This window comes from Amycolatopsis sp. (assembly GCF_036008905.1).
In the GTDB taxonomy this organism is placed as follows: Bacteria; Actinomycetota; Actinomycetes; order Mycobacteriales; family Pseudonocardiaceae; genus Amycolatopsis.
Genome location: NZ_DASYMU010000255.1, coordinates 143079 through 159156 on the forward strand (window position 1 = coordinate 143079; position 16078 = coordinate 159156).

The following is a 16078-nucleotide window of genomic DNA, read 5'->3' on the forward strand; positions in this document are numbered from 1 at the left end:
AGGGTCACTACGAGCGGAGGTCACGGGTGACTGCCGAGAACATCAGGAACCTGATCATTGTCGGATCAGGACCTGCCGGATACACAGCTGCCGTTTACGCGGCACGGGCACAGCTCGAACCGCTGGTATTCGAGGGCACCCAGTTCGGTGGCGCGTTGATGACGACCACGGAGGTCGAGAACTTCCCCGGCTTCCGCGACGGCATCCAGGGTCCCGATCTGATGGAAGAGATGCGCAAGCAGGCCGAACGTTTCGGAGCCGAACTGCGCTCCGAGGACGTCGAGCAGCTGGACCTGACCGGCGACGTCAAGTACGTCACCGCGAACGGAACGCGCTACGCGGCCCGCGCGGTCATTCTCTCCATGGGTGCGGCGGCCAGGTACCTCAACGTGCCCGGCGAGCAGGAACTGCTCGGCCGCGGTGTGTCGTCCTGTGCCACCTGTGACGGGTTCTTCTTCCGCGACCACGACATCGTGGTCGCCGGTGGTGGCGACTCCGCGATGGAGGAGGCGACCTTCCTGACGAAGTTCGCCAAGTCCGTCACCGTGGTGCACCGCCGCGAGGAGTTCCGCGCCTCCAAGATCATGCTCGAGCGCGCCAAGGCGAACGAGAAGATCAAGTGGCAGCTGAACTCGGAGATCACCGAGGTCACCGGCGACGGCAAGGTCGACGGTTTGAAGCTGAAGGACACGATCACCGGCGAGGAGAAGACCCTCGACGTCACCGGGTTCTTCGTGGCGATCGGGCACGACCCCCGCAGCCAGCTCGTGCGTGGCCAGGTCGACGTCGACGACGCGGGCTACGTGGTCACCAAGGGCCGGAGCTCGTACACGAACCTGCCCGGTGTGTTCGCGGCAGGCGACCTGGTGGACCACACATACCGCCAGGCGATCACCGCGGCCGGCTCCGGCTGCACGGCGGCGATCGACGCGGAACGCTGGCTGGCGGAGAACGCGGGCGTCGAGTCCGCCCACGAGGCATCCGAGCTGGTCGGCGGCGGTTACGCCACTGCGATCTCGGGAAACTGATCTTCAACTTCGAGCAATCGGCGAACTGAGCTTTAACCACTGAAGGAGACAAGATGACCAACACCGTCAAGGTGACCGATTCGAGCTTCGTCGACGACGTACTGACCAGCGAAAAGCCGGTCCTCGTCGACTTCTGGGCGACCTGGTGCGGCCCGTGCAAGATGGTCGCGCCGGTGCTCGAAGAGATCGCGGGGGAAAACGGTGAGAAGCTGACCGTCGCGAAGCTCGACATCGACGAGAACCCGAACACTGCGCGTGACTACCAGGTGATGTCGATTCCGACACTGATCCTGTTCCAGGGCGGCAAGCCGATCAAGACGATCGTCGGCGCCAAGCCGAAGGCCGCACTGCTGTCCGACCTCTCAGACGTTCTCTGAAGCTGATCTCCACCGCTTAACCAGCCGAAACCCGGGTGTTACGTGTTCGAAGACACGGGCCACCCGGGTTTTGCTCGTTCGGAGGATTATTCTCAGCTCCGGACGGCCCGGCCGTTACTTCGAGTGTCGGAAATTCACCACGTTCGACGTGTTGACTCACCGACCGGGCCTGCGCGCTCACCCTGAGTTCGCAAGGCACAATAGAGAGCCTGGGTAGGCCCAGCCATGATTTTTTGTACCGCACCGGGAACGTCTCCGGTGCCCAAGGAAAGAGCGAGGAGTGCATGCGGGTACTCCGCCGCGGTGACGCCGGACCGGACGTCGCCGAGATCAGGTCCGTGCTGGCGGCATTGGACTTGCTTCCCCCGGTGACCGGAGCCGATGGCTTCGGAACCTTCGATGTCGCTGTGGAGCAGGCCGTTCGTGCCTTCCAGCAACGCCGTGGGCTGATCACCGACGGCATGGTGGGGGCGGTGACCTACCGGGCACTGCGTGGCGCGAGCTTCCACCTGGGAAGCCGCCCGCTCGCCCACCTGATGTCTTCGCCGTTGCACGGTGATGACGTCCTAACGTTGCAGGAGCGGCTCACCGAGCTCGGGTACAACGCCGGACGGCCGGACGGCATGTTCGGCCAGCAGACCGAGCTCGGCCTGCGCAACTTCCAGCGCGACATGGGTCTCGTCGTCGACGGCATCTGTGGCGCCGAGACGATCCGTGAGCTGCACCGGCTTTCCTCGCCGCGGGCCCGTGGCGGCAGCCCCGTGTTCCTGCGCGAGCAGGAGCAGGTCCGCAAGGCCGGCCCGAGGCTCCGTGGCAAGCGCATCGTGATCGACCCCGGCCACGGTGGCGCCGACCTCGGTGTCGTCGCCGGTGGCCTGCGTGAGGCGGATATCGCCTGGGACCTGGCCCGGCGGCTCGAAGGCCGGATGAAGGCCACCGGCATGGAGGCATTGATCTCCCGCGGGCCAAACCAGAGCCCCAGCGAGGTCGAGCGGGCGAAGTTCGCCAACGATGCCGGCGCCGACCTCTTCCTGTCGCTGCACAGCGACCAGAACTCGTCACCGGACGCGCAGGGTGTCGCCAGCTTCCACTTCGGCACCGGCACGGGCACGACGTCGACCATCGGTGAGCTGCTCGCGGGCTTCATCCAGCGTGAGGTCGCCGCGCGCACCGGCTTGCTCGACTGCCGCACCCACCCCAAGACGTGGGACATCTTCACCCGGACCCGCTGCCCGGCGGTACGGGTGGAGGTCGGCTACCTGACCAACCCCGGCGACCAGCGCCGGCTTTCCGATCCGGCCTTCCGCGATCTCGTCGCCGAAGGAATCCTGATCGCCGTCAAGCGCCTGTACCTGCTCGGCGAAGGTGACCAGCCCACCGGCACCTTCACTTTCGCCGACGTCCTGGCCTACGAACTGGCCAAAGCGGAGTAACTGAACCCCGCTAATCCGCTTCACTCCACTCCGGACAGCCCCCCGCCCTCCCAAGGGGGGCGGCCCCGGATCCAGTCTATCCATCCACAGGCTTCGTGACGCCCTCATCAGCAATCTGTGGATAACTCGCCCTTTCGTCCACAGCCATACACAACCTGGGGATGAGATCGGCACGGGGGTACTAGATGTGGTAGAGCCCACTCTGGTAGCCACTGTGGACAGCTGACCGGCACGCAAGCCGGGAAGGCCCCTTTCGTCCGTTTTCAAGCGCGATTCAAGCGCGGTTCAGACTCGGCTCGGCCGTGGTGATGGAAACCTGCCCGAGGAGGCGCTCCAACGCGGCCTCGACGTCTTCCTTCCACGAAATCCCGGATCGCAGCTCCAATCGGAGCCTCGGCCACTTCGGATGCGGGCTGACCGTCTTGAAGCCGACGGACTGCAGGAACTCCGCCGGGAGGACACAGCTGTGCTCCTCGAGTGAATCCTCGTCCGGCTTCGCGTCGCCGAAGGCCTCGATCGCCTTCACCCCGCGTCGCGTCAGGTCCTTGGCCACGGCCTGGACCAGCATCCGGCCCAGCCCACCACCGCGGAACTCCGGCAGGACCTGGAACGCGGTTAGCAGGACGGCGTCCGTGCCCGGCGGGGACGTCGGGAAAGCCTGGCCCCTCGGCACGGCGTTCGGCGGAGCGTAGAAGACGAATCCGACGGGCAGGGTGTCGCTGTAGACGATGCGACCACAGGAGCCCCATTCGAGCAGCACGCTCGAAACCCAGGCTTCCTTCTCGACCTCGGTGGCGCCGTACTCCTCGGCCTGCGCCCTCAGATGGGGCGCCACCTCCCAGTAGACGCACCGGCGGCAGCGCTTGGGCAACTGCTCCAGATTGTCCAGCGTGACGCCCACAACGCGTCGCGACACGCGACCTCCCCGCACACAGCTGACCGGCAAACCCTTGCTACGGCGCGTCGACGCGCACCTCGAAGACTCGTCCGAGGATAGGCCGATGTGATGAGCACCGAAAGGTCGGGAACCCCACAGGGTGGGGTGGTTACACTCGGGTGGGTCTACCCACAGGTAGCAGCTGAGCCGAAACAGTACCGAGTGAACCAGGGATGCCCTCTCATCCTGGTGGAGTGTCCGATGACCGAGAACCACCCCGCCAAGCCGCAAGCCGGCCACCACAACCTCGACCCCCACCTCGACAGGTACGCCGCGCGCACCGCCGGGATGACGGCGTCGGAGATCCGGGCCTTGTTCGCCGTGGCGAGCCGGCCCGAGGTCGTATCGCTCGCCGGGGGGATGCCGAACCTGGCCGCGCTGCCGCTGGCGACGCTGTCGACCCATGTCGCGGAGATCATCGCCGAGGACGGGCTGGTCGCGCTGCAGTACGGCTCCGCGCACGGGATTCCGGTGCTGCGGGAGCAGATCTGCGAGATCATGGCGCTGGAGGGCATCTCGGCCCACCCGGACGACATCGTGGTGACGGTCGGCTCGCAGATGGGCCTCGACATGGTCACCCGGCTGTTCTGCGACCCGGGCGACGTCGTCATCGCCGAGGGCCCTTCGTACGTCGGCGCGCTCGGCTCGTTCACCGCGTACCAGGCCAACGTGATCCACGTGACGATGGACAACGACGGCCTGGTGCCCGAGGCGCTGCGTGAGGCGCTCGCGCAGGCCAAGAAGCACGGGCAGCGCGTCAAGTTCCTCTACACGATCCCGAACTTCCACAATCCCGCCGGCGTGACGATGGCCGTCGAGCGGCGCGCGGAGATCCTCGAGATCTGCCGCCAGTACAACGTGCTCGTCGTCGAAGACAACCCATACGGGTTACTCGGCTTCGACGGCCAGACGTACCCGGCGCTGCGGTCGATGGACCCGGACAACGTCGTGTACCTCGGCTCGTTCTCGAAGACGTTCGCCTCCGGCCTGCGGGTCGGCTGGGTGCTCGCGCCGCACGCGGTCCGCGAGAAGCTCGTCCTGGCGGCCGAGTCGGCGACGCTGTGCCCGCCGACGCTCAACCAGATGATCGTCTCCCGCTACCTTTCCACGCACGACTGGCAGGGCCAGATCAAGACGTTCCAGGAGAACTACCGCGAGCGGCGTGACGCCATCCTGTCGGCGCTCGTCCAGCACATGCCCGCGGGCTGCACCTGGACGCACCCGGACGGCGGCTTCTACGTCTGGCTGACCGTGCCGGAAGGTGTTGACACCAAAGCGATGTTGCCGCGCGCGGTGACCGCACGGGTGGCGTACGCGTCCGGAACCGGTTTCTATGCCGACGGATTCGGCAGCCGCCAGCTGCGGCTGTCCTACTGCTACCCGACGCCGGAGCGGATCCGCGAGGGTGTCCGGCGGCTCGCCGCGGTGCTCGAGTCCGAAATGGACCTGGTGCGTACCTTCGGTAACGTGAAGTCGCGCGCGATCTCCGGGCCGGAGTCGCCTTCCCCGGACACGGCGTGAGCGCGTTGACATACGACAGCGCTCGTCCGTCCACAATAGACATTTGACGAAGGAGCCCTCAGTGGCTGAACGCACCGTTGCCGTGCTTGCCGGCGGACTTTCCCACGAGCGCGACGTTTCCCTGCGTTCCGGCCGGCGGCTTTCGGTCGCCCTGCGCGGCCAGGGGCTGACCGTCGAAGAGTGGGACACCGACGCCGGGCTGATCGAGCGGCTGCGCAAGCATCGCCCGGACGCGGTCATCGTCGCGCTGCACGGCGGCGAGGGCGAGAACGGGTCTGTGCAGACGGTCCTGGAGATGCTCGAAGTCCCGTATGTCGGCACGAGCTCGCAGGGCTGCCGCCGCGCGTGGGACAAGCCGACAGCCAAGGCATTGCTGGAGAAGTCCGGCTATGCCACGCCCGCGTGGGTCGTGTTGCCGCACAGCACATTCCGGGAACTGGGGGCGCAGGACGTGCTGGACGCCATCGTCGAGCGCCTGGGCCTGCCGCTGATCCTCAAGCCCGACCAGGGTGGCTCCGCGCTCGGCACGCAGGTCGTCCGTGAGGCGTCGGAACTGCCGGCCGCGATGGTCGGCTGCTTCGCCTACGGGGACACCGTGCTCGCCGAGCGTCTCGTCGAAGGCGTCGAGGTGGCCGTGACGGTTATCGAAACCGACGCCGGTCCCGTCGCCCTGCCTGCCGTCGAGATCGTGCCGGAGAACGGGGTCTACGACTACACCGCTCGCTATACCGCCGGGCTGACGGACTTCTTCGCGCCCGCCCGTCTTTCGGATGAATCCGCGAAGGCAGTCGGCGAACTGGCCGTCGCGGCGCACCGCTTGCTCGGACTGCGCGACATCTCCCGGACCGACGCCATCGTGTGTGAAGACGGGACGGTCCAGTTCCTCGAAGTCAACCTCTCGCCGGGGCTGACCGAAACCTCGACGGTGCCGATGGCCGTCGAAGCGTCCGGTTCTTCCCTCGGCTCGGTTTTCGGCGAGCTCGTGTCGCGCGCGGTCGAGCGTCGTAGCTGATTTTCGCGACCGGTTTTCCACTACTCCCCGTAGTGGAAATCAGTGCTCTGAGCAATCATCACCGTGACGAAACACCCCGGTGTAATCCCTAGTCGGTTTCAGATGTCTCTTTTGTCTTATTTCCGTCGATGATTTGAACGATGCGTTCAAGATCGTCAACGGAGCCGAATTCGAGGACGATCCGGCCTTTGCGACGTCCCAAGTCCACTTTGACGCGAGTGTCGAAGCGATCCGAGAGCCGATCCGCGAGGTCCTGCAACCCCGGCGCCTGGATCGGCTTGCGCGGTGCGGGCTTCGCCTTGGCCGGCTTCTCGTTCTTGTTCAACATCACGGCTTCTTCGGTGGCGCGGACGGACATGCCCTCCGCGACGATCCGCGCCGCCAGCTCTTCCTGGCTTCCCGCGTCCTCCAAAGACAGCAACGCCCGCGCGTGCCCGGCCGAAAGCACCCCGGCCGCGACCCTTCGCTGCACCGCGAGGGGGAGCTTCAGCAAGCGGATCGTGTTGGTGATCGCCGGCCGGCTGCGGCCGATACGGCTCGCGAGCTCCTCGTGCGTGACCGCGAATTCGTCCAGCAGTTGCTGATAAGCCGCGGCCTCTTCGAGCGGGTTGAGCTGAACTCGGTGGATGTTTTCGAGCAACGCGTCGCGCAGCATCGCCTCGTCGGCGGTCTGCCGGACGATCGCCGGAATGACTTCCAGCTCGGCCTGCTGTGACGCGCGGAGCCGCCGTTCACCCATGACGAGCTCGTACTCACCGCCCGGCAACTCACGGACGACGATCGGCTGCATGAGCCCGAACTCGCGGATCGAGTGCTCGAGTTCGGCGAGTGCCTCCTCGTCGAACACCTGCCGCGGCTGCTTCGGGTTCGGCTTGATCGAGGTGACCGGCACCTCGCGATAGACGGCGCCCGCCACCTCGCCACTGCTCGAAGCGGCCGATCCGTTGACCCCGGCCGTCATCCGATCGCCGTCACGGGGAGCCGAATCGGCTCGCCCGTCCGCGTTGTTCGAGCGGTCATGAGGAGCAGGAGACGGACTGGAACCCGGTGGGGGGCCGGTCGGAATCAATGCCGCCAAACCCCGGCCGAGGCCGCCCCTGCGTTCCGTCATAATTTTCCGCCCTTCGATCCGTTTGTTGTGCCGCGCTCGGCTACCTCGCGAGCGGCGTCCATATAGCTCATGGCGCCCCGAGATCCAGGGTCGTACGCGAGGACCGTCTGGCCGTATCCGGGGGCCTCAGAGACCTTCACGCTCCGCGGAATGACCGTGTTGAGGACGGTGTCGCCGAAGTGGTTTCGCACCTCCTGTGTCACCTGGTCCGCCAGCTTCGTGCGGCCGTCGTACATGGTGAGCAGGATCGTGGAGACCACGAGTTCACGGTTCAGGTGCGCCTGGACGAGCTCGATGTTGCTGAGCAGTTGGCCGAGCCCCTCAAGGGCGTAGTACTCGCACTGGATCGGGATCAGCACTTCCTGCGCGGCGACCATCGCGTTGACCGTCAAGAGGCCGAGCGAAGGCGGGCAGTCGATGAAGACGTAGTCGACGCCGATCTCGTCGAGGACCTCCTTGGAGAGCGCCTCCTTGAGGCGGTGCTCCCGGGCGGCCATCGAGACGAGCTCGATCTCGGCACCGGCGAGGTCGATCGTCGCCGGCACGCAGAAGAGGTTGGGGGACTGCTCGCTGATCGCGGACGCCTCGGCCAGAGACACCTCACCGATCAGCACTTCGTAGATGGACGGGGTGCCGGATCGGTGCTCGATGTTCAGCGCGGTACTCGCGTTGCCCTGAGGGTCGAGGTCGATCACGAGCGTCTTCAGTCCGTGGACGGCGAGCGCGGCAGCCAGGTTGACGGTGCTCGTGGTCTTACCCACGCCGCCCTTCTGGTTCGCGACGGTCAGCACGCGGCGGTGATCTGGGCGGGGGAGTGTGTTCGCCTTCGGGTGCAGGATGCGAGCGGCTCGCATCGCTTCTTCGCCGATCGGCGTCCAGCCCAACTCGTGGCCGGTGCTCGCGGAGTCTTGTGACGGCAGATTCACCGGTCGAGACACCTCCTCTATATAGACGGCTCATTGGCGTTCGGGACCGCGCCGTTTCACGTGGAACATCGCGGCTTCGTGCTCTGGTGCGTTAGCTCTGCTTGCCTCGTTGCCGAGCAGACTTGGGGGGTAGACGTTTGATCAGGACGACGGTGCTGGGTACTTCGAGAACCCCGGCACCGCACTCGGCGATCTCCGGCTGAGCGCCACCGGCCCTGCGGACGGCGTCACGGTCACGTTCGATCTCCTCGGCCGCACTCGCTCCCTTGAGAGCGAGCAGCAACCCTTCCGGGCGAACCAGCGGCAGGCACCAGCCCGCCAAGCGAGCGAGCGGAGCGACCGCCCGGGCTGTGACGACATCCGCGCCGCCGACCTGCTTACGCACTTCTCGCTCCTCGGCGCGCCCGCGCACGATGGTAATGGGAAGCTCTAACGTCTCGACAACTTCGGCGAGCCAGTCCACCCGGCGGGCCATCGGTTCGAGAAGAACGATATCCAGGTCCGGTCGACTGATCGCGAGCGGTATCCCCGGGAGCCCCGCACCGGAGCCGACGTCGACCACACGGACACCGTTCGGGATGTGCTCACCGATCACCGCGGAGTTGAGCACGTGCCGCTCCCAGAGCCGCTCCACCTCACGCGGCCCGATGAGCCCCCGCTCGACTCCGTGCTTCTCCAACATCTCGACGTACCGCGCGGCCAGCTCCACGTGCTCACCGAACACCTGCGCCGCTGCCGACCGGACCGAGATTGCGACGCCGTCCAAACTCACTGACCACTCCTCAACAGTCCCTGTTTCACGTGAAACGGGGTTCGCTTGATTGTCCCCGAAGCCGACGACAAAGCGGAGCGACAGACCGCAAGTGTGGACAACTCCACTGCATGGTTGGGCCGTTCGCGTCATTTGTGGATGGACGGAGCGCCCAGAGAAGTCGCACCTCGCGATGACCGGCCCGTTCACCCGACGACATCACCGAGCGAAGGCGCGTGCCGGCGAGCTGCCCAGTCGACTCGAAGCACGGCAGGCGCCTGCGCTCAGCGACGCGTTAAGGACGTCACCGCTTGGCGACGGCAAGCGGCAACCGAGGCTGGCCCGCCAGGCGGGACGGTAGGCATCCACGAAGGGACACTCGCGGGCAGCCCCTGATGCCGGGGCAGAGCGGACGTGGCGAGCAGGCCGGGCTTCGGAGGACTCAGCACCGCCGGAGCAGGCGCGGCAATCGACTCCACTCCTGTGGCAACGCTCCACAGCGAACAGGCCCTCTGCCGCACACGCCTGATCCCCGATCTCAGTCGCCGACCGGTCGCGGACGAACCGCCACCCAAGCAAGCAGCCGAGCGCGGCCCGCTTCGACCGGTGGGGCGGTGGGCATTCACGAAACGATGCTCGTCAGCAGAACTTGGCGCCTGGGTCAGAGCGGACGTGGCGAGCAGGCCGGGTCTCAGAGGACTCGGCGCCGCCAGGAGACAGGCGTGAGCTTGACCGCCGTCTCCACTCCAGCAGCAACCCTCCGTAGGGAACGGGACATCTGCCGGACGTGTCGAATCCCCGATCGCGATCGCCGACCGGTCGTCACGGCGAGCGGCGTCGGCCGCAGCCGACTCGACCTCGCCACCGGACCTCCGCCCAGCCTCAGCCGAGATCGTTCGCGAGCACGAGCACCAACGGACTGACCATCCTCCGCGCCATCCCACAGATGGTTCGCTCTACGGAGCGGAGTGAGGCGCGCCCAGCCGGATCCGGATCGAAGCGGCTCGTCTCTGTCGGGCCTCCGACCGAACCGGCTGGAGGCGGAGCTCACCGAAGCGCCGCCCATCCGTCATCGCCGTTTCACGTGAAACGCGCCGCCTCACTCACCGAACCCGGCCCACCCGGTTTCACGTGAAACCGCGTCCGACCCACCGCACAAAAAAGCGGCCCACCGAAAATCCGGTGAGCCGCTTCTCGCTGAAACCAAACCGCGCTACGCGTCGGGGAAGACCACCACGCGCCGCTTCGGGTCTTCGCCTTCGCTCTCGCTGCGAACGCCGTCGACAGCGGCGACCGCGTCGTGCACGACCTTCCGCTCGAACGGGCTCATCGGCTGAAGGCGAACCTTCTCGCCCGAAGACACCACGGTCTCCGCCGTCGTCTTACCCAACTCGCGGAGCTCCTCACGACGGTCCGCGCGCCAGCCCGCGATGTCCAGCATCAGCCGGCTGCGCGAGCCGGTCTCTTGCTGGACCGCCAGGCGGGTCAACTCCTGCAGCGCTTCGAGCACGTTGCCGCGGGCGCCGACGAGCTTCTCCAGATCCTCGCCGCCGTCGATGCTGACGATCGCGCGTCCGGCTTCGACGTCCAGATCGATGTCACCGTCGTAGTCGAGCAGGTCGAGCAACCGCTCGAGGTAGTCACCGGCGACGTCGCCTTCGTGCACGAGTACGTCGTCATCGACACCGCTGTGGCGGCTCGGCTTTCCTTCGCTAGAAGCCTCGGCCGATTCGTCAGCTACCTCCGCAGCCGCGACGTCGTCCTGCTCGGCGTCGATCGTTTCGATCGTCTCCGACATCATTCGTCTCCTCTCCAGACCCGGCAGCGTCAGCGACGCTTGCGGCCCGACTTCTTAGTTGAGTCGTGGATCAGGCCCGGGACACCGGTGCCGTTTTCTTGAGCGCCGTCGGTCGCCTTGGGAGCGTCCGTGGTCGGCTGCTTCGGTGTGGGTCCGTTCTTGGGCGCGGTGTTGGGCTGAGCGAAACCGTGGGGCGAGCCGGGCTTGACGACCTTCTTGCCTTGCTGGTTCTTCCGCTGGACCGGCTTCTGCCCGACAGCGGGCTTCTGCCCGACGGCCGGCTTCTGTCCGGGCTTCGGGCCGAGCGCGGTGCGCTTCTCGATGGCCTCGGCCTTCTTGATCTCTTCTTCCTTGTCGATCTTGGTGTAGACCAGGCGCTGCTGCATCAGGGTCCAGCCGTTGTTGGCCAACCAGTAGAAGAGCAGTCCGAGCGGGAAGAGCGCACCGAACACGAGGACACCGAGCGGGAAGATGTACATCGTGAGCTTGTTCATCATCGCGGTCTGGCCGGTGGCCGACTCGGGGTTCTGACGGCTCACCGAGTGACGCGCGGTCAAGTGGGTCGCGGCGGCCGCGACGATCATCAGCGGGATCGCGACGGGGGCGACGTTCCAATGGAAGCCACCGCCGCCGGTGCCGCCGACCATGCTGACGCCGTTGTGGATGGCGGCGCCGAGGTCGACGCCGAAGAGCTTCGCATTGACGTACGACTCGACGTCGGCCTTGCCGAAGAAGTAGTTCTCGGTCTTCTGGTCGAGCGGGAGGTTCGTGAACGTCCGGAGCACGTGGTTAAGACCGATGAAGACCGGGATCTGCAGCAGCATCGGCAGGCAGCTGCCAAGCGGGTTGACGCCGTGCTCCTTCTGGAGCTTCTGCATCTCCGCCGCTTGCCGCTGCCGATCGTTCTTGTACTTCGCCTGGACCTTCTTCATCTCCGGCGCGAAGTCCTGCATCTTCTTCATCGACCGGACCTGGTTGACGAACGGCTTGAACATGATGCCGCGGACGGTGAACGTCAAGAAGATGATGCCGAGGATCCACGAGATCGCGGTGGCTTCCCCGAATACCGCCCCGAAGACCTTGTGCCAACACCACAATATGAAGGACACGGGGTAGTAGATGAATTCGAGCGACACGGAACTACTCCTCGGTTGATGTAGCAGGTCTCTGGGCGCGCCACGAGAACTTCTCGGGCACCGGGTCGCGGCCAGGCATGGTCCAGGGACCACAGCGCAAGAGCCGGCGCGCCGCGAGATAGGAACCGCGAGCGGCACCGTGCCGCGTCAACGCCTCCACCGCGTATGCGCTACAGCTGGGATAGAACCGGCAAGCCGGTGGCAAGAAAGGCGAAATCGCCTTGCGATAGAACTTGATCGGCAGCAGCAGGACCCATGCGACCGGGCCCGGCCGGGGTTCGCCCGCGGGCTCTTCAGTGGGGATCGTCTGCTCTGTACTCACACCGTCGTTCACACCGCTGGTCCGTTGTCGTGGTTCGCGTCGCGCGAGCGCGTCTGCTTGACGGGCGCGCCACCTTCCGGCGAACGCCCCGGCAACAGACCGAGCCGTCGCAGGGAGGCGTCGAGATCCGAGCCGAGTTCTCTGCTGGTCGCGTTCGCGGCCGGAGGCAAGGCCCGTACCACCAACGAACTACCCGGCGGCAATGTTCCTAACCGCGCCATCACAAGATGACGAAGTCGTCTCGTCACCCGGTGGCGTACCACCGAGTTTCCCACGGCCTTGCTCACCACAAAACCCGCCCGGGCTGCCTCGGCAGGCCCTGGCGGGTCCGTGGTCAGTGCGTGTACGACGAGACGACGCTTACCGGCCCGCGCGCCGCGACGCATGACGACACGAAAGTCCTCACTGCGCCGCACACGCGCGGCAGCCGGCAACACGGCGCGCCTCGAAGACGGCCGAATCAGGCGGACAGCGTCTCGCGGCCCTTACGACGGCGGGCACCCAAGATGGCCCGGCCGGCGCGAGTCCGCATGCGCAGACGGAACCCGTGGGTCCGAGCCCGGCGACGGTTGTTCGGCTGGAAGGTGCGCTTACCCTTGCTCACGGCTCAAAATCTCCTGGTCTCGACTTCTTCTCGCCTCGTCGTCAGGCGTGTCGTGCTGACGCACGGCAGTCTGTGGCGTCTCCTACCAACGTGTGGTCTCGTCACTTCCAGCGACGACAAACAAGGGCACACAAAACTCACCCATTGCAGGCGGGAGACCTTACGAGGGTACGCACCCGCTTCGGGGTCTGCGAAACCGGCCCCTCGACCACAGACCGCGACGGGCTCGCCACGACCGGGTCCGGCCACGCTCCAGCATCAACTGGCAACACGCCGTGGCCCGTGAAATGCTTTACGACCAGGACGTCTTGTGGCAGAGCGCGGGTCTTGTTAACGTGCCTGTCTCGAACTTGCCGGTCCACGTGCACTGAGCAGCCCGTGCCGGTCTTGCGGTACGGAAGACGCTGCCGGGGAAGTGGAGGCTCCGGTGGCGTTCGTTGAGCCCGCGGAGGGAGTCCGCGCGGGTCGCCGTACATTAGTGCACAGCTGTGGACAACTATGTGGATACCTGCTGCTTCGGTGAACGTTTGGGGTCCCAAAAGACGGCCTGCAGCACTCCGTGGGGTGGTTTCGCACCGACGGAGTGATGTTCGACGTGCACAGCGAGTTCTGACGGGTCAGCTTCAACGTCATCTACAGGGCATCAAACAGCAGGGTCGACTAGATGAATGGCCGGCGAGGGGAGGGGAGCCAGCAGGTGTCCGAACACCAGGTAAATCTGGGTGTCATCTGGGAGCAGGTGGTCCGGGAGCTGTCCGACGGCACCCTGTCCCCCCAGCAACGGGCGTGGATGCGGGTGACCAGGCCGATCGGACTCCTCGACGGCACGGCCCTGCTCGCCGCTCCCAGCGACTTCGCGAAAGAAGCCATCGAGCGCGCGCTGCGTGGCGCGATCACCGAGGCACTTTCACGGCGCCTCGGCCGTGACGTCTCGCTCGCGGTGAAGGTCGACAGCACCGAATCCGTCGTGAGTTCGCCGCCGCCGGTACCCCGCTATACGACGTCACCCGGTAGGGGGGATTTACCCGATCCCCGTGAGAACGGCTCCGGCTCCGCGATAGAACAGCCTCCGCTCGCTCAGCCCGAGAAGATCCTGCACCAGTCCGCCCGGCGCACGCCGGCGGAACTGGCGGAGCTCGCCAAGGTCGAAGACGGTGATGAAGAAGTGGACGAAGAAGGCGACGCGCTGGCCGCGGTGCACGACATCTGGCCTTCGTTCTCGGGGCGACCCGTCGCGGGTCAGCCCTATACCGCTCCCGCCCAGCCGCAGACTTCCAAGACGCGCCTGAACGAGAAGTACACGTTCGACACCTTCGTCATCGGTGCGTCCAACCGGTTCGCGCACGCGGCCTCGGTCGCCGTCGCCGAAGCGCCTTCGCGGGCATACAACCCGTTGTTCATCTGGGGCGAGTCCGGTCTCGGCAAGACGCACCTGCTGCACGCTGTCGGGCACTACGCCCAGCGGCTGTTCCCCGGCATGCGCGTGCGGTACGTGTCGACCGAGGAGTTCACGAACGACTTCATCAACTCCCTGCGAGACGACCGCAAGGTCGCCTTCCAGCGCCGGTATCGGGATATCGACATCCTCCTCGTCGACGACATCCAGTTCCTGGAGGGCAAGGAAGGTACTCAGGAGGAGTTCTTCCATACCTTCAACACCTTGCACAACCAGAACAAGCAGATCGTCGTCTCCTCGGACCGTCCGCCGAAACGACTCGAAACCCTCGAGGACAGGCTGCGTACCCGGTTCGAGTGGGGTCTGATCACCGACATCCAGCCCCCGGAGCTCGAAACCCGGATCGCGATCCTTCGCAAGAAGGCCGCGCAGGACCGGCTCGACGCCCCCGGCGACGTCCTGGAGTTCATCGCGACCCGCGTCGAGGCGAACATCCGGGAGCTCGAAGGCGCGCTGATCCGGGTGACGGCGTTCGCGTCGCTGAACCAGCAGCCCGTCGACATCAGCCTCGCCGAAATCGTGCTGCGCGATCTGATCCCGGATTCGCACGCCCCGGAAATCACCGCGCCGACCATCATGAGCGTCACCTCCGAATTCTTCGACGTCTCGCTCGAAGACCTGTGCGGTCCGGGTAAAACGAAAGCGCTCGCGACGGCCCGCCAGATCTCGATGTACCTCTGCCGGGAACTGACGGACATGTCGCTGCCGAAAATCGGCCAGACCTTCGGCGGCCGCGACCACACCACGGTCATGCACGCGGACAAGAAGATCCGCAAGGAAATGGCCGAGCGCCGTCGGATCTACGACCAGGTGCAGGAACTGACCTCCCGCATCAAGCAGCGCGCGCGCCAGTAGCGGCAGCGGACAGGACTCCCGAGGGGGTCTCCGGCACGGAACACGTGCCGGAGACCCCCTTTCTTGTGTGTCCATACGTGCCCAGAAGGGCACAGTCGCGGCTTCGGTCACGCCCGAAGCGCCGCTGAAGCCCTCAGAAACGGCCCAGAAGCGCCTCAACAGCGTCCACAGTGCCTCTCCTTATATATGTACGAATCCGTGACCTAACGGAGGCCGACACCTTCGTGGCGCCCGCTGATGGCTCGAAACCTGTTGTGCCGCAACGATTTCTCCCCACCATGTGCACAGTTGCCCCACAGGCGCGGTGGATCTCCCAACAGCGCCAACGGGTTTTGCTCCACAATCCGTCCCCAGGCAATCCACAGGGTGTGCACAGGTCTGTCCCCACGAAGTCCACAGTGATTCCACACGCCATACACATCCTGTGCACATCACTCGTCAGAGCGATTCAGGTCACGGAGTTCATGCACAGGAGGGGCTCGAAACCATCCCCAAACCTGGGGACAACCATGGGGACAACCGGCGAAATCTGGGGACAGGCCGAACGCGGGAAAAATTCATCCACCGGCCGCCCGAAACCATCCACGGGGTGAGGACCCGGATGTCCACACGGCTACACGGCCCCGGACCTGCGAATACGGCACCTGTCCACACAATCCACAGCACTTACTATTACTGCTGTTAAGAAAATCTCTTGAAGAAAAGAAAAAGATAAAAACAACGCAGGGGCCGAACTGGGGACAGCTTGCTCAAAGCGTGTCTTTTGTCGACATGTCGATGGTGAGGCCGAAGTGACGCCGCCCCCGGTGAC

At 65.6% G+C, this 16078-nt stretch carries 15 protein-coding genes; 6 read left to right on the top strand and 9 right to left on the bottom strand.

Annotated elements, in window-relative coordinates:
• Window positions 1-26 precede the first annotated feature (26 nt).
• From trxB to VGP60_RS40965, 3 genes are all read left to right on the top strand, one after another.
• Entirely contained in the window at window positions 27-1028 is a 1002-nt protein-coding gene (trxB, locus tag VGP60_RS40955; RefSeq protein ID WP_327553621.1) for a thioredoxin-disulfide reductase, read from the top strand.
• A gap of 53 nt (window positions 1029-1081) precedes the next feature.
• Complete coding sequence (gene trxA / locus VGP60_RS40960; RefSeq protein WP_327553622.1) at window positions 1082-1405, top strand: thioredoxin; 324 nt, start codon at window positions 1082-1084, stop codon at window positions 1403-1405.
• Window positions 1406-1689: 284 nt separating this feature from the next.
• Window positions 1690-2838 carry an N-acetylmuramoyl-L-alanine amidase gene (locus VGP60_RS40965; protein ID WP_327553623.1) on the top strand — a complete coding sequence of 383 codons (1149 nt, stop codon included), beginning with the start codon at window positions 1690-1692 and terminating at the stop codon, window positions 2836-2838.
• Window positions 2839-3112: 274 nt separating this feature from the next.
• On the opposite strand, the gene VGP60_RS40970 is transcribed toward VGP60_RS40965, so the two are convergent.
• Window positions 3113-3754, bottom strand: a complete 642-nt coding sequence (locus VGP60_RS40970) for a GNAT family N-acetyltransferase (RefSeq protein WP_327553624.1) — start codon at window positions 3752-3754, stop codon at window positions 3113-3115.
• Window positions 3755-3976: 222 nt separating this feature from the next.
• On the opposite strand from VGP60_RS40970, the gene VGP60_RS40975 reads away from it, so the two are divergent.
• Both VGP60_RS40975 and VGP60_RS40980 read left to right on the top strand, forming a co-directional pair.
• Window positions 3977-5296, top strand: a complete 1320-nt coding sequence (locus tag VGP60_RS40975; RefSeq protein WP_327553625.1) for a PLP-dependent aminotransferase family protein — start codon at window positions 3977-3979, stop codon at window positions 5294-5296.
• A 61-nt stretch (window positions 5297-5357) separates the two neighbouring features.
• Window positions 5358-6308 carry a D-alanine--D-alanine ligase gene (locus VGP60_RS40980; protein ID WP_327553626.1) on the top strand — a complete coding sequence of 317 codons (951 nt, stop codon included), beginning with the start codon at window positions 5358-5360 and terminating at the stop codon, window positions 6306-6308.
• Between the two features lie 88 nt (window positions 6309-6396).
• Here VGP60_RS40980 and VGP60_RS40985 read toward each other — a convergent pair whose 3' ends face one another.
• The 8 genes from VGP60_RS40985 to rpmH form a co-directional block, all read right to left on the bottom strand.
• A complete protein-coding gene (locus tag VGP60_RS40985) occupies window positions 6397-7419 on the bottom strand; it encodes a ParB/RepB/Spo0J family partition protein (RefSeq protein WP_327553627.1) in 1023 nt (340 codons plus the stop codon).
• A complete protein-coding gene (locus tag VGP60_RS40990) occupies window positions 7416-8345 on the bottom strand; it encodes a ParA family protein (protein ID WP_414640481.1) in 930 nt (309 codons plus the stop codon). Before VGP60_RS40990 ends, VGP60_RS40985 begins: the two co-directional genes overlap by 4 nt.
• Window positions 8346-8436: 91 nt before the next feature.
• Window positions 8437-9117, bottom strand: a complete 681-nt coding sequence (gene rsmG, locus VGP60_RS40995; protein ID WP_327553628.1) for a 16S rRNA (guanine(527)-N(7))-methyltransferase RsmG — start codon at window positions 9115-9117, stop codon at window positions 8437-8439.
• A 1192-nt stretch (window positions 9118-10309) separates the two neighbouring features.
• Window positions 10310-10894 (bottom strand): protein jag, encoded by a 585-nt coding sequence (locus tag VGP60_RS41000; RefSeq protein WP_327553629.1) that lies wholly within the window; start codon window positions 10892-10894, stop codon window positions 10310-10312.
• A gap of 29 nt (window positions 10895-10923) precedes the next feature.
• Window positions 10924-12030, bottom strand: coding sequence for a membrane protein insertase YidC (gene yidC, locus VGP60_RS41005; RefSeq protein WP_327553630.1), 1107 nt, complete (start codon window positions 12028-12030; stop codon window positions 10924-10926).
• A 4-nt stretch (window positions 12031-12034) separates the two neighbouring features.
• A complete protein-coding gene (gene yidD, locus VGP60_RS41010) occupies window positions 12035-12334 on the bottom strand; it encodes a membrane protein insertion efficiency factor YidD (protein ID WP_327553653.1) in 300 nt (99 codons plus the stop codon).
• 26 nt (window positions 12335-12360) lie between these two features.
• Window positions 12361-12789: a ribonuclease P protein component gene (gene rnpA / locus VGP60_RS41015; RefSeq protein ID WP_327553631.1), complete on the bottom strand. Its 429-nt coding sequence runs from the start codon at window positions 12787-12789 to the stop codon at window positions 12361-12363.
• Window positions 12790-12812: 23 nt separating this feature from the next.
• Entirely contained in the window at window positions 12813-12956 is a 144-nt protein-coding gene (gene rpmH / locus VGP60_RS41020) for a 50S ribosomal protein L34 (protein WP_297547590.1), read from the bottom strand.
• Window positions 12957-13653: 697 nt separating this feature from the next.
• Here rpmH and dnaA point away from each other — a divergent pair.
• Window positions 13654-15267 (top strand): chromosomal replication initiator protein DnaA, encoded by a 1614-nt coding sequence (gene dnaA / locus VGP60_RS41025; protein WP_327553632.1) that lies wholly within the window; start codon window positions 13654-13656, stop codon window positions 15265-15267.
• Window positions 15268-16078 lie beyond the last annotated feature (811 nt).

Bases quoted from the DNA above. Each gene is read 5' to 3' on its own strand.
- trxA (WP_327553622.1), top strand. From the start codon at position 1,082: ATGACCAACACCGTCAAGGTGACCGATTCGAGCTTCGTCGACGACGTA.
- VGP60_RS40965 (WP_327553623.1), top strand. From the start codon at position 1,690: ATGCGGGTACTCCGCCGCGGTGACGCCGGACCGGACGTCGCCGAGATC.
- VGP60_RS40975 (WP_327553625.1), top strand. From the start codon at position 3,977: ATGACCGAGAACCACCCCGCCAAGCCGCAAGCCGGCCACCACAACCTC.
- VGP60_RS40985 (WP_327553627.1), bottom strand. From the start codon at position 7,419: ATGACGGAACGCAGGGGCGGCCTCGGCCGGGGTTTGGCGGCATTGATT.
- VGP60_RS41000 (WP_327553629.1), bottom strand. From the start codon at position 10,894: ATGTCGGAGACGATCGAAACGATCGACGCCGAGCAGGACGACGTCGCG.